The organism is Chloroflexota bacterium (assembly GCA_035652535.1).
Classification (GTDB): Bacteria; Chloroflexota; UBA6077; order UBA6077; family SHYK01; genus DASRDP01.
Window position 1 is genome coordinate 1 of sequence record DASRDP010000065.1, and the last position, 13,967, is coordinate 13,967.

The 13,967-nt window shown below is 65.3% G+C and carries 13 protein-coding genes; 1 reads left to right on the forward strand and 12 read right to left on the reverse strand.

All coding sequences use genetic code 11. The features are described 5' to 3' along the window. Window positions 1-1,559: molybdopterin cofactor-binding domain-containing protein (locus VFC51_07285; protein HZT06818.1), on the reverse strand; the 1,559-nt coding region annotated here is incomplete at its 3' end. Beyond that, window positions 1,560-2,432 (reverse strand): xanthine dehydrogenase family protein subunit M, encoded by an 873-nt coding sequence (locus VFC51_07290; GenBank protein HZT06819.1) that lies wholly within the window; start codon window positions 2,430-2,432, stop codon window positions 1,560-1,562. 277 nt (window positions 2,433-2,709) lie between these two features. On the opposite strand from VFC51_07290, the gene VFC51_07295 reads away from it, so the two are divergent. Then, a complete protein-coding gene (locus tag VFC51_07295) occupies window positions 2,710-4,401 on the forward strand; it encodes an ABC transporter substrate-binding protein (protein HZT06820.1) in 1,692 nt (563 codons plus the stop codon). A gap of 67 nt (window positions 4,402-4,468) precedes the next feature. Here VFC51_07295 and VFC51_07300 read toward each other — a convergent pair whose 3' ends face one another. From VFC51_07300 to VFC51_07345, 10 genes are all read right to left on the reverse strand, one after another. Further along, window positions 4,469-5,170, reverse strand: a complete 702-nt coding sequence (locus VFC51_07300; protein ID HZT06821.1) for a response regulator transcription factor — start codon at window positions 5,168-5,170, stop codon at window positions 4,469-4,471. Beyond that, the gene (locus VFC51_07305; GenBank protein ID HZT06822.1) at window positions 5,167-6,936 is read right to left on the reverse strand and encodes a HAMP domain-containing sensor histidine kinase; all 1,770 of its coding nucleotides are present in this window, start codon (window positions 6,934-6,936) and stop codon (window positions 5,167-5,169) included. Before VFC51_07305 ends, VFC51_07300 begins: the two co-directional genes overlap by 4 nt. 29 nt (window positions 6,937-6,965) lie before the next feature. Next, complete coding sequence (locus VFC51_07310; GenBank protein HZT06823.1) at window positions 6,966-9,512, reverse strand: pilus assembly protein TadG-related protein; 2,547 nt, start codon at window positions 9,510-9,512, stop codon at window positions 6,966-6,968. A 36-nt stretch (window positions 9,513-9,548) separates the two neighbouring features. Continuing rightward, window positions 9,549-10,082, reverse strand: a complete 534-nt coding sequence (locus tag VFC51_07315) for a TadE/TadG family type IV pilus assembly protein (protein HZT06824.1) — start codon at window positions 10,080-10,082, stop codon at window positions 9,549-9,551. Next, window positions 10,079-10,609, reverse strand: coding sequence for a TadE family protein (locus VFC51_07320; GenBank protein ID HZT06825.1), 531 nt, complete (start codon window positions 10,607-10,609; stop codon window positions 10,079-10,081). The genes VFC51_07315 and VFC51_07320 overlap by 4 nt, the downstream gene beginning before the upstream one ends. A gap of 288 nt (window positions 10,610-10,897) precedes the next feature. Continuing rightward, a complete protein-coding gene (locus tag VFC51_07325) occupies window positions 10,898-11,203 on the reverse strand; it encodes a hypothetical protein (protein HZT06826.1) in 306 nt (101 codons plus the stop codon). Beyond that, a complete protein-coding gene (locus tag VFC51_07330; protein ID HZT06827.1) occupies window positions 11,200-11,529 on the reverse strand; it encodes a hypothetical protein in 330 nt (109 codons plus the stop codon). The genes VFC51_07325 and VFC51_07330 overlap by 4 nt, the downstream gene beginning before the upstream one ends. 271 nt (window positions 11,530-11,800) lie before the next feature. Beyond that, window positions 11,801-12,253 (reverse strand): hypothetical protein, encoded by a 453-nt coding sequence (locus VFC51_07335; protein ID HZT06828.1) that lies wholly within the window; start codon window positions 12,251-12,253, stop codon window positions 11,801-11,803. Between the two features lie 93 nt (window positions 12,254-12,346). Continuing rightward, window positions 12,347-12,682 (reverse strand): hypothetical protein, encoded by a 336-nt coding sequence (locus tag VFC51_07340; protein ID HZT06829.1) that lies wholly within the window; start codon window positions 12,680-12,682, stop codon window positions 12,347-12,349. A 213-nt stretch (window positions 12,683-12,895) separates the two neighbouring features. Then, the gene (locus VFC51_07345; protein ID HZT06830.1) at window positions 12,896-13,954 is read right to left on the reverse strand and encodes a pilus assembly protein TadG-related protein; all 1,059 of its coding nucleotides are present in this window, start codon (window positions 13,952-13,954) and stop codon (window positions 12,896-12,898) included. Between the last annotated feature and the right edge of the window lie 13 nt (window positions 13,955-13,967).

Here is a 13,967-nt window from a genome sequence, read left to right on the forward strand (position 1 = left end):
CCCGCCCCTGCCGTAGCGGGGGAGGGTGGGGGTGGGGGCTGCCCTTCGACGGGCTCAGGGCGAACGGTGGAGATCCGCGATACCCCCGCCCCTGCCGTAGCGGGGGAGGGTGGGGGTGGGGGCTGCCCTTCGACGGGCTCAGGGCGAACGGTGGAGATCCGCGATACCCCCTCCCCTGCCGTAGCGGGGGAGGGTGGGGGTGGGGGCTGCCCTTCGACGGGCTCAGGGGGGGCAGCCCAGTGGATGGCGTCGGCTACCGCTCGCACCGACTTGTCCAGCCCCAGGCTATAGATCACCGTACCGGTCGCGTGCGTGTCCCCGTCGTGGAAGAGGTTCCTGAGGCGAAAGTCCACCGGGTCCCAGCCCATCTCCTTCGCGATGATGTCCATCTGCGACTCGTAGGCCCAGCACACCTGCATGATGCCGAAGCCGCGAAAGGCCCCGGCGGGCGGCTTATTGGTGTAGACGCTGAAGGAGTCGATGCGGACGTTGGGGATGACGTAAGGGCCCGCGCTGGTGTACCCCGACTTGTGCGTGACCCGCGGCCCGATGTCGGCGTAGGCGCCCGTATCCCACAGGATCTGGCAGTCGCGGGCGAGGAGCCGGCCGTCGCGGGTCACGCCCGTCGTGAGGGTCGCCGAGACGCCATGCTTGGTGATGGTGTGGAACTCCTCCTTGCGGCTGAGACGCACCTTGACGGGGCGCCCGGACGCGCGGGCGAGGAGCGCTGTGATCGGCTCGAGCTTCATGTAGAGCTTGCTGCCGAACCCGCCGCCCAGATATGGGACCATGACCCGAACGTGCGACTCCGGCAGGTGGAACATGTTGGCGAGCATGATGCGCACGTAGGAGGGGCTCTGGGTGGCCGACCAGACCTGGAGTCGGTCGGCGCCCTTCCACTGGGCGATGGTGCAGTGGGTCTCGAGATCGGCGTGCTGGGTGGCGGGATTCGAAAAGGTGTGGGTGAAGACCCGGTCGGAGCGACGGAGGCCCTCGTCGACGTCGCCCCTGCGCAGTTTGTACTGGAAGCAGGCATTGCTCGTGGCGGGCACGTCCTCCCCGCCCAGCAGCTCGATGAGGTCGGCGAAGGTGCCCGCCGGGACGAGCCGCTCGCAGATGAGGGGCGCGCCGGGGGCCATGGCCGCGTGGACGTCGAACACGGCCGGCAGCTCCTCGACTTCGACGTCGATGAGGTCCAGCGCCTCCTCCGCCGTGTCGCGGTCGACCGCCGCGACCGCGGCGACCGGGTCGCCCACGTACCGAACCTTGCCGATGGCCAGGGCGGCCTGGTCCTTGAAGGCCGGACCGGTGAACGGGTCGATGTCCATGGCCAGAAGGTCTGCCCCGGTGAGGACGGCGCGCACGCCGGGGAGTCGACGCGCGCGGCTGGTGTCGACGTTCAGGATGCGCCCGTGCGGCACTCGGCTTCGGAGCAGCGCGCCGTGGAGCATGCCGGGCAGCGTGATGTTGTCGACGAACTCGAGGCGGCCGGTCACTTTCTCCCGTCCCTCGACCCGCCGAACGTCGCTGCCGACGATCCCGAAATCCAACGACCCCATTCAGCGAATCTCCAAGCCGGCGCGGTCGGCGGCCGATTCGAGGGTGCGGCGCACGAAGACTTCCGTGACCGTGCGCTTGTAGTCCGCCGAGCCTCGAACGTCGTCCAGCGGCTCTGCCGCGGCGGCATAGCGCCGGGCGACCTCGCCGACGTTCGCCTGGGAGAGGCGCTCGCCGCGCAGGATCGCCTCGGCCGATGGGACGCGCAGCGGCCGATTGGCCACGCACCCGACGACGACCCGCGCCTCCCGCACGCGCCCGTCGTCCGGCTCCAGCAGCGCCGCGACGCCAACGGTCGGCCAGTCGTTCGGCGAGAGGGCGCAGTATTTCCGGTAAGCGCCCCGAAGGGCTGGCGACGGGGATGGCACGTCCACGTCCACGATCAACTCGTCCGGCTCGAGGCAGGTCTCGTAATAGTCGACCAGGAGATCGCCAACCGGGAGGCGCCGCAGGCCGCTGGGACCGCGGACACCGACAGTCGCGTCTAGCGCCATGAGCACGGGGGGGAGGTCCATGTGAATGTCCGCCTGGGCGAGATGGCCGCCGATCGTGGCCACGTTCCGCACGCGGACGTTGCCCACGAGACGTAGCGCCTCCGCGAGAACAGGGAGGCGCTGGGCGAGCTCGGCCGAGCGCTCGATGGCGCGGAGGGTGGTCGCGGCGCCGATGTGGACCCCGGCCGCGCTCGTGGCGACGCCCTGGAGCGTCGGAATGTCGACGACGCTGATGAGAGCCCGGGCCTGGAGCAGCCGCTCGCGGAGGAGGGCGATCAGCATCGCACCGCCGGCGATCCACCGCGCGTCGTCCCCGTGCTGGGCGGCGAGAGCGATCGCGTCATCGACTGTCGTTGGCAGTAGAAGGTCGAAGGGTCGCACGAATTCGCCCCCGTGAGGAGAGACGCCCGGCACATGGCCGGGGTGGGGTGGGGTCAGTATAGCGCTGTGTCCCGAGGGGGAGCCACGGGATTGGGGCGACTGGGGTGCCGCTCGTGGGTCACATCCTATGACCATAGCCGCTTGACAAGCCGGAAATGCTCTCGATAATTGCCCTAGGCACGAGCCACGGCTGTGGCCCGACGGGCGCAATCCGCTCGACGGGCTCAGGCCCGGCGGCGGGCAGTTGACAAACGGAGTGGCGTGCGGGAGGGCAGGCATGCGGCAGTGGCGCTTTCTCGCGCTCAGCTGGATGACGATTGCGCTCCTTGCGGCTGGATGCGCGGGAACCCCCGGCGCGCCGCCGCGGACCAGTGACGCGGCGTCGTCACGCGCCTCCAGCGGGCCGAAGCACATCGTCGCCGCGATGATGGGGAACCCGCCGACGCCCATCGAAAAAGCGGTCGGTGGAGGGAGCGGCGGTCGCATACCGGGGATTACGGGGCTGCAGCAGCTCGTGGACGCTGGGCTCACGATCCTCGACGACAAAGGCCACCATTTGCCCCTGGTGGCCGAGGCTGTGCCGTCGCTGGAGAATGGGCTCTGGATCGTCAGCCCCGATGGCCGCATGCAGACGACCTGGAAGATCCGGCAGGGCGCGACCTGGCACGACGGGGCCCCCTTCACGTCGGAGGACCTGGTCTTTACGTCCGTCGTCGAGCAGGACAACGACTTGCCGTTCGAGCGAAATCCGGCCTACCGGATGATCGAGAGTATCGAGGGACCGGATCCCCAGACCATCGTCGTGAAATGGAAGCAACCCTTCATCGACGCGGACCAGTTCTACATCAGCCCGCAGCTTCCGAAGCACATCCTGGAGAAGCCCTTCATCGAGAACAAGGAGAGCTTCCAGGCCCTTCCGTACTGGAACGTCGAGTTCATCGGTAACGGGCCGTACAAGGTCAGGGAATGGGCGCGCGACACGTACACGGTACTGCAGGCGAACGACGCGTGGATCGAAGGTCGGCCGAAGATCGACGAGATCGAGGTGCGCTTCCTCGCCGACGAGAACGCCTTCATGGCGAACATTCTGGCGAACCAGATCGACGTCACCATCGGGAAGAGCATCACGCTCGAGCAGACGCTCTCCGTGCGCGACCAATGGGCCAACGGCCACATCGAGATGATTCCCGAGACGACCATGAAGATCTGGCCGCAGTTCATCGGCGCCAACCCGCAAATCATCACGAACGTGCAGTTCAGGAAGGCCCTGATGGCCGCGACGAATCGGCAGGAGATGGTGGACACCATCATGGGGGGCCTCTCGTCTGTGGCGCACTCCAACCTCTTGCCGACGGACGCGGAGATCTCGGAAGTGGATTCGGCAATCGTGAAGTACCAGTTCGATCCGCGCCAGGCGACGCGGCTGATCGAGGGCCTGGGCTACACGAAGGGCAACGACGGACTCTTCCACGATCAGGCGGGCCAGCCGCTGAGCGTGCAGATCACCTCGACGGACGAGAACCAGAATACGAAGCCGATGTTCGCGGTGGCCGAATATTGGCAGCAGGCCGGCGTCGGCACGGAGACGGTCATCATTCCCATTCAGCGCCAGCGCGACCGCGAGTATCGCGCCACGTTCCCCGGCTTCGCGCTCCAGGGCGGAGCGAGCGGACTGGCCGCACTCCAGAACTCGCACGGATCGCAGGCTCGCCTGCCGGAGAACAACTACACGGGCAGCAACTACTCCCGGTACATCAATCCGGAGTTCGATGCCCTCCTCGACACGTATGCGAGCACGATTCCGCGCGTCGAGCGGCTTGAGGCCCTCAAAGCGGTCCTGCATATGATGACAGACCAACTGAGCATGATGACGCTCTACTACGCGACGTCCAGCACGATGATCAGCAATCGGATGGTGAACGCCGGCCGCGACCCCACGTGGAACGCCCCGCAGTGGGATCTCAAGTAGGGGCGCGGGCCTGAGTCTCCCCCTCCGCCGCCGCATACATCGGGCTTGGACCACGTGCCAGATCTGGTCAGCGTGCCGCCGACTTTGGCGGCTCGGATGTGAGTCGGATTCCGAGGCCGCGCACGGTGATCAGCATGCCCACCGCGGCGGGGTCTCTCTCGACCTTTCGGCGGAGGCGATGCAGCGCCACGCGCAGTGACTCGATCATACTCGGGTCCTGCGTCTCACATGCGTGTTGCAGGAGAACGAAGGTTGGAACAACGGAATCCGCGTTGAGCATCAGGCAGCGAAGGAGTCGGAACTCCGTCAGGCTGAGATTGAGCGGCGCGCCACTGCTACGGACCTCGTGGCGACGCTCGTCGAGCGTGAGCGGCCCGACCCGGATGACCGATTCGGCCTGGAGCGGAGCAGCGGCCGCCGTGCGGAGACGAGCGCGAATCCGTGCCAAGAGCTCGCGATAGCCGAACGGCTTGGTGACATAGTCATCAGCGCCGAGGTCCAGACCGAGGACCCTGTCCTCCTCAGCAGTGCGTCCGGTCAACAACAGAACGGGGACGCTGTGCGTGCGTCGAAGCTCACGGAGCAAGTCGAAGCCAGATTCGACGCCGAGGTTCAGATCGAGCACGACGAGGTCTGGCGGGGCAGTCTGGATCTCGAGCATCGCCGAGCGCAGATCGTCGGCGCTGGCCACGGAGTAGCCCGCACGACGGAGCGCGTCGCCCAGGATGTCCACCAATTCAACGTCGTCGTCGACGAGGAGAATTCTCACGCGGCGGCGTCCGCCAGCGGGAGAGTGATCCAGAAGTGAGTTCCGCGGCGGGTCTCGGTGTCGAGTCCGACGTTGCCACCATGCGCCTCGATCGTGCTCTTTACGATGGCGAGGCCGAGGCCAGCGCCGGGAAGCTGGAGGGAATTGGAGCCGCGGAAGAAACGGGTAAAGACGTTGCCCCGCTCATCAACGGGTATGCCCGGGCCACGATCCTCGACCGTGATTCGGGCGAACCCATTGGCCGTGTCGACTCGGACGCACACAGGCTCACCGGCGGGTCCGTACGTGGACGCGTTGCTGAGAAGGTTGACGAGGGCCTGGACCACGTACCGATTGTGGGCGCGAACGACGAGCCGCTCGTCGGCGACGTCGAAGTCGAGCCTTTGGTCGCGGCCCTCGAGGAGCGGGGCGACGGCATCCGCCGCTTCCGCGAGGATGGGCATCAGGAGGGTGGGGCGCGGTTTGATGACGAGCCGGCCCGACTGGATGTTCTCGGCGCTCAGCAAGTTGTCCATGAGCGTGTGGAGCCGGGTAGCCGTGCGTCGGCCAGCGCCTACCAGGTTCGCATATTCGCGAGCGCTCAGTTCGCCGGACTGTGTCGCCAGGATTTCGAGCACGTTCTCGACCACTGCGAGGGGCGCGCGAATTTCGTGGGCGACGAGCGCCATGTACTGCTCGCGCTGTCGGTTTGCGGTGTCCATCGCGGCAGAGGCGAGGCGCACGTCGATCGTGCCGCCAGCCAGCCGGACGTGTGCCTGCATGAGGTCAATCTCCCACGGCTCGTATCGATGCGCGTCGTCGTGGACGAGCAGGAGGACGTAAACGCGGTCGGTGGTGATGCGCCCTGCCACGAGAGTCAGGACCTGCGCACCGCATTCCAGCAACTCGGATGGCACCGTGGATGGTCGGTCGATGCTCGGAGCGATTTGGACGCTGGCGCCGCGCCGCAGGTCGGCCAGTGTCTCGCCTGAGAGGATCGCGGCGACGTGCCAATCCTGCAGAGGGCAGCGCCCGCGGTGGATGGCCAGCACGTCTACGGCCGCCGCCGCGCCGATGCTGCAAAGGGCGACGGCCTCGGCGCGATAGCGGTGGGCGGCCATTTGCGCGATGATTTCGGCGATTCGGCTTGGGTCCTGCTCGCCGGCGAGGCGAGCCGCGACGGCGGCCAGCTCCTCGGACCCGGCGATCCGCCCCGCCAGCTCGAGGCCGACGGCGTGGAGGCGCGCCGAGATCTCGCGCTGCTCCTCCAGGCTCTTCTGGAGCGCCTCGCCGCGCTGGCGCGCGATCCGCGCATTGAAGGCCATGCTCTGGGTGGCGATGGCGGTGACGTTGAGGCCGAGATAGTTGAGGAGCAGGTCCGCTAGGGGCACTGCCGTGCGGGCGCCGAGCGCGTGCGCGAACGTGGCATAGGCGAAGGAGACGTAGAGGAGGTGCGCGACGGCCACCGAGGCGCGCTGGGACCGGCGGACCGAGACGGCCACGGCTCCGGTGTAATAGAGCCCAAGCATGACGCCCTGTTGGCGCGGGGCGAGCGTGTACGCTGCGCCGAAGCTGATCGCCGCAATGATCGGGAGGAGGAGCGAAGGTTTGCGCCAAATCAGCTCCGAGGTGAGCGCGACCGCACCAATGAGGCTGAACGCGCCAGCGAGCATGCCCTCCGACAGGAGCCATTCGCCGTAAATCAGAAGCGCGGCGGACACCACGAGCTCCATCACGGTATGGGACTGGGCGAACCGCTGGAGGGTCTGGTGAATTCGTGCGATCATGGGCGCGGCTCCGGCCGAGCTTCTGCGTGCTATTGACGCAGCTCTCCACGAATTTGCCCTGCAATGCTGCGAAAAGCGTCGGAAAGATTGATGCTGGTGTCACCCTTCAGTAACGGGTAGTAGTGGTCGCAGCCAATTTTTGATGACGAGATGTGGATCAGCTCCCAGTCCACGGACATGGCGGACGCGGGGACTGTCGTCTCAAGGCCCTCGGCCGAAGTTCGGTTGGCGCAGTGGTGGGGCGTACCGGTGAGGCCGCTCGCGCCCGCTTTGAAGATCCCCACGGTGAAGATCTCCACATCGTCGCACGGGGGATTCGTGGTCTGGAGGCATGGCGACTCCTGCACGCCGTTGGCCCCCTTTTTTAAGCGGATGGCGTCCTGGATTGAGTTGAAGTCGGCGGGCCCGCAGTGCGTGATCAAGGCGTCGCACGTCTGGGTGTTTGGCGGTGCTCCCGGGTAGGTAAGGTTGTTCTGGCCGTCAGTCATCAGGATGAAGAACTTCTTCGCCTCGGGTCGGCCTCCGTTCGCGAAGATGTTCCAATCAGGAGTCCCTTCTTTGAACACAATGTCCACCGCTGCCCGGTGGTAGGTGCCGGAGCCGCCTACCGCGTCGAGGTAGCACATATAGGTGCCAGGTGGCTGGGCGGGCATGGTGAAACTTGGCTGGGGAGGCAGGGTCGGGCACGGCGGCACGGGCGCAGGGGTGGCCGCGGCCATCACGAGCTGGTTCCGATCGGCCGTGAGGGGGATGAGGACGTGCGAGTCTAGCGCGAGGCCGGTGCATGCCACGGCGAGCGTGTGGCCGCCGGCTGCCGTGCCGCCTGCGGAAGCCCAGGTGACGTTGACGACATCGTAGTTTGTGACGGGTACGTGGTGCTCGGTGGGTACGTCGCCAGTGCCCAGCTCGCCGTGGGCGTTGCTCCCCCAGACCCAAAGCTGCTTGAAGTTGTCGACCGCGACGCTGTGAGAATAGCCGGCATAGACGCGCACGATCGCGTCTCCTGCAGGGATGACGAAGCTCACCTGGCGTGGGCTTCGGGAGCACGGGGTGGCCCCAACGGTGCACGGGGTTGCGTCCACCACGTCGTTGGTCCCGAGCTGGCCGTTGGCGTTGCTGCCCCAGGCCCAGACGGTTCCATCGCTGAGGACCGCGAGGCTGTGGTTGGCGCCGGCAGCAATGTGGATAACGTTCGCCGGAAAGTCGATCGCGGCGGGTGTAGGCACGTCGTTGTTATCCGTGCCGTTTCCGACCTGGCCGAAGGTGTTGTCGCCCCACGACCAGATTCGGCTGAGGTTGTTGCTCATGACGACCATGCTATGGTCTCTCCCGGCTGCGAGGAGGGGCAGGCCATCTGCGCCGGGCTGCGGATTCGTACTCCCGGGGAGCCCGGTGACGGCGGCGGGGGTGGTATGAGCGGATCCGTCCGTCGTGCCGAGGCCGAGCTGGCCGTGGGTGTTATCGCCCCACGCGTAGACACGCGTCGCGCCGGCTCCCGTGGAGGCAAGGCTGTGCGCCCGGCCCGCGGCGATGCCCGTGACGCTCACGCTGCTCAGCGGGGCCCCTGGGGTGGTCGGGGTGCCGTCGTCCGACGTGCCGTTCCGGCCGAGCTGGCCCCGGTCGTTCCTTCCCCACGTTTTGAGGTTCCCCGTTCCCGTCCCAAAGCGTGCCAGGTTGTGGTCTCCGCCCGCTGCGATTTGGCTCACGGTCGTGCTGGGGGAGATGGTCTGCTGGTTGTTGAAGAATGCTGTTGCCGACCCGTTCACCTGGTGATGGTCGTTGAGTCCCCAGGCCCTCAGTTTGGGGGTGCCGGACGCAACGGCTGACAGGCTGTGGTTGCCGCCGGCGGATACTTTGACCGAGTTGGCTGGGTCCGATGTGACGGGCACCCAGCGGTCCGTCGTGCTTGAGTCGCCGATCTGACCGCTGGCGTTGTAGCCAAATGCCACCACGCCGGAAGAGGTTGCGCAATCTTCGCCCTGGAAGGCCGCGAGGGCGATCTTGTTGGTGATGGGGTTGCTGACGTTTAAGTTGAGGGCATCAACGAACGCAGCGACGGCAGCTCGCAGCTCTGGTAACGTACCCGGGTCTTCCGTCTGCATGCTTTGCGTAAGGTCCACGACGATCGCAATATCGTTGTCGCCGCGACCCGGTGCACCCACCGCGGATCGCTTGAGGGGAATGTTGTTGATGCCGACGATCCGCCAAAAGAGGGTGGGCTTGTTGCGCGTGACCTCGACCTTCATCGTGTCGAGCTGGCCGGTGTTGGGGTCGGTCGTTTCGGCATAGTGGATTACGTCGCCCTTGGCCGTGGAATACCCCTGGTTGTTGAGAAACGCCGTTGCCGTCGCCTCGCCAGATATGGCGCCGGGCGTTGGCGCGTAGAGCATCCCTCGCGCGCCCGCGAGCGCAGCCGTATCGATGGCGTTTTGGATGCTTTGCTCCTCGACGAGAATCGATCCGTAGTCGATGCCCGATCCCACGGCGAGGATGAGCATGAACACGGCGACGGTGAGGAGCACCATCATCTGCCCAGGGTGTCGGCGCCGTGCACGGAATCCCCAGGGGTTTTTCATCAGCCTCTCCTTCGCGTGCGCGGTGCCCGCGAACGCTCAGCCATTCGGAATCGCCGGCTCCGCCAGCATGTACATCGTGTAACTTGGCAAGCTCGTCGGGATCCCAACTTGAAACCGACCGGGGATGCCGAACACGTGCGGGAGGAAGATGTTCGGGCCTGCGTCGTAGGAGACCGTCACGCTGATCACGTCGTTGCGCGCCGCAACGCGGATCGGCTGATTGGCTGCATCGACGCATCCTAGGATGGGGTCCACGGTCATGCATGGAGGGCAAATCTGGATGCCCTTTAGGCCAGGGTTCGGTATCCCGCTGGATGGGCACGTCGCCTTGGGCATCTGGGCAGCGGTCAGGTTCGATGGGATGCGAGCAACAATCTGGGCGATATTCGTGTCATCGGTGTTGTGTGGGTGCACGGCGACCCACCGCGCGGCGTCACGGGTGATGTTCAAGACACTCAGATACGTAAGAAAGAGGATTATGAGTTGGAGGAGCGCAAGGCCAAAAAACACGATAATGGGCAGCATCAGGGCGAACTCGACCAGTGCCTGGCCCCTTGACCTGACCCTCATTCCATCACCATCGAAGCGCTATAGGTGCGCGGGCCGGTGGGGATTCCGACGTGGAAGCTGCCGATGTTCGCGCCCGCGGGAAAGAAAATCACGCCCGATGCCTGGATGTCGTACGTGGCGGTGACCGTGATGGCGCCGCTTGGGGCACGCCCTGCGCACTTGGGAGGTATCGAGCTGTCCAGTGACGGGCAGGATGGATCGATTGAGAGCTGGATCAACGACGGCCGGAGGGTGAGCGGGTTGCCGGAAGCATTGGCGACCGGTGTGCCCTGTGGGTTGACGAAGTTTTCCCCTCGCGCGTGATGGAGCGCGTTCGCGTCGACAGTGTCGCCCCAGTTCACGGCGAGCCACCGGGTCGTTTCGCGGGTCACGCGCATGAGGCTATATTGCTGTAGCGCGATTACGCCCATCTGGACTACCGGTAGGAGCGTGAGCAGAAAGACCGTAATGACCAGGGCGAATTCGACGATCGCTTGACCGTTCGGTCGAACCCGCACCGCTAACCGGGACAAGACTGCTTGTGTCAACGGATCTCCGAATGGAAGGGATTTCCGCGCGGAAGATAGTCATATCCGCCATTACCATGCTATTGTTTGCGCCTTACAGTTGCGTACATAAAGAACATTAGCTGTTACACTTCGTTTCACTGCCATCTTGGTGTTAAAGCCGACGACTTCATGAAGAACCCACGAAAAAACGGATGTAGTCAGCATAGAAGCGACAGAAGAGGGCAGCGCTAACGTGGCCAGATACCGAGAGGATTCGACGCGGACCGCGATTGCACCCGTCTCGATGGCATGAATCAGGCAGATTGGTTAGTCTGCCGCATCGGCGCCACTCGTTGAATTGTTCGTCTCTTCCATCACGGTGATGTGCGCCTTGTTTATCGAGACGAACGAGGTCCACATCGTCGATCCGTTGGGCTCGACAACGACAGCGTCGGTCACGGCGATGAACTGCTCGGTGTCGCGCTCGAGGAGGTCGAGCACACGTGTCCCCGGCACGAGATAGACGCTGCCGCGAATCTCCAGCCCGCTGTCGGTGCGAATCAGGGCGGGGTGAGGGACGCGGCGCGTGCGATCGAAGGACTGGGTCCCGATGCCGCGGTGGCTGAGGCTCATGTGGTCCAGGCTTGCCAGCGCGCGGTCAAGGTGGCGTGAGCGAATGCAGCGACGCGAATGAGGGCACTGACCGCGACAAATGAGATGCAGAAGACCAGGACGGTCGGAAAAACACAGATGAGCGCAACGGCAGCGAGTGGGAAGTCGGCATCCGCTGGCGCATTGAGCTCGGACACACTACTGATGCCCTCCGCGAGAGCGAGCGCGCTCATCGCCGCCGCGGCGCACGCGGAGATCGGTGTGGGATGGCGAAGCGCGAACGCGCGCCAGCCCCCGCCGAACCGTGCAAAAGCCAGAATTCCGGTGACCAGGAAGACAGTCGCCATCGGCGACAGATCGGATGACCACGCCCAAATTCGTGCGACCACTTGGGACTCGGTCATGCACATGGCGAGCGCAAACGCAGCGGCTGCGAACGCCGCGACCCGCGGATGATGTCGCCGCCACGTCAGAATGCGTCTCAGCGCTGTTGCCGCGATGCGAAACATGCGCAAACGGTATCGCGGGGGAGGGTGACACGTCCGTAAAGAACGGTTTACACGTGCGTACGTTTCGCGCTTTTGACGTTACAGTTGTGGGCCGGTGCGCCGCGGATGCCTACGAACGGGGGACGAAGCGGAGAACAGTCCATGCGCCGACAAATCCCACGGTAGCGGCGAGGAGCGCCGTGAGCGCGAGGGACGCTGCGGCGTTAATGGGATCCACCCCGTCAACGGACGTCTGACTGCCCGCGACGATCAATCCCGCGAGAGCCGAGCCTGCGAGGAGCGCGAGGTAGCCCGCGACCGCCGACGCGAGAACGGCCGGGTGACGTGTGGCCATAGACCGCCAGATGAGCCGAAGGCGAATGTACGCGACGGCGAACACGGCCATGTGTGCTGCCACGACGGGGGACGGGTCCGCCGGCCAATGCCAGAGCGCTGCCGCCGCGCGAGAGGTGATGGTCGACACGGCGATCGCGTAGGAGGCGCAGACAGCGGATGCTTGCCACCGGTGACGAAGCTCCCGCTCGGAAAGGCGATGGGTCCAGCTATTGGGGACGGCGAGCACGGGGGCGTCTCCTTCAGCGTGGCGTTCGTGCTGCTGGCGCGTCTGTCGGCCAGTGATTGGGAGCACGGGGCGGGCGGGTTTGGTGCGGGCCATTCACGCGGCGCAGTCCGATTCCGCCGAGACCAGGGCGAGGTTGGAGACGCCCAATGAAACCGGGAAGACCATCACCACCTCCATGGTGTCGCCGGGCATGATCACCTCGTAGGGGTGCTGTACGCCGTAGTCGCGGGCGACGGTCAATAGGAGTTGTCGGTCTTGAGACATCGGATAGTGGCGCCCGAGATCGTCGACGAGGTCGATCGTCTCCGCCGGCAGTGCCACGATATGGGCCTGATTGGTGACGTCCATGACGATTACCACCCACATGGACCCGGCCGGGGCTCCTCGGTCCACCACGGTCGCGAGCCACTCGGCCGATGCCACGCTCATGTGAAAACGGTTCTGGTCTCGACACGCATCCACCGTTTGATTCACGAGCGTCGAGCTTGGTGATCGCGTTTCGCCACTCCCAACAGGTTGACCACGGGCAGTGTCGGAAGCGCCTGCGATTGCGACGCAGAGAATCGCAGCCAGTGCGCGCGCGCAAGGCCTCTGCGGATAGGGAACGTTCCCCTGTCGCAGGGATTGAATGGGCTTTGGCAATCAGCTACTCAAGCGCACGATCAGCGGCCCGTTATCGCCGGGGTGAAACTCTGTGCCGGTCCCGCCCGACACAATGGCCGTCCCAACTAGATGCGCCTTCGTGCAGTTGGCGGCGGTGCATCCGGAAGGAGGTGATCCACCTGGCAAGAGCTGGAAAACCCCCCACGTAACGACGCACACATTGCGGGTCGGTGGCGCGCCATCGCGGGTGCAGTCATTGCCATGCGTTGGGTCGTTCGCATTCACCATAATCGGCAGAACGGTGAAACAGTTTCCTGCCTGCACCTCGGCGGAGTCGTGGCAGTTAGGCAATCCGGCAATCGTGGCACGGATGGGACCGGCGTGGTCTCCAGGCTGGTACTGCATCCAGCACGGGACCTCTGGATCGCAGTCCAAGTCGCCGTCGTCGCCTTTGAATGACGATCCCGCCCATCCGCAGCCACCATCGCTCTGGCCAACTTTGCTTCCGTGGACAACGAAAATGGGTGCCGTTGGCGTCGGCGCTGGTGGCGTCGCCGTGAGGTTAAAGATGACCTCAGGGCGAATCGACGGTGGGGTGTGAGAATAGTCCAGGAGCCCGCCGGGAAAGAACGTCAAGTCCTGCATCAGGCCGTCCGCGCAAACCACGATCGGCGGATTGGTGCCTCCGGTCAGCACTTGGAGATTGGCCGTCGCCTGCGCATTGACGGTGAGGGTCGAAAAGCCGGGGACGAGCTTGACGAAGAACGTCGGAAACGTCTTGGTGACCATGACTTTGACACCGGTCGCCGATGCCTGTGATACAGCCGCCCCGGCGTTGTCGATGAAGCTCCACGACGTTGAAACGACGGTGGATCCGCTCGACGCGCCGGCGTTCGCCGTGGCGTTGGACGTGATATCGGTGTTGAAGTTGGGCGATGCGGGCGGGGTGCCCAACGATCGCGCCAGATCCGCCAGACCCGCCAGCGCTCCTGCGTCAGCGCCATTCTGCGCCGCCCGCCGCTGGGCCAGCATGTTTCCGCCGTCGATGGCAAGGCCGACCGCGGCCATGATGGGGATGAGCGAGAGAGCTGCCAGCACGAGAACCTGCGCG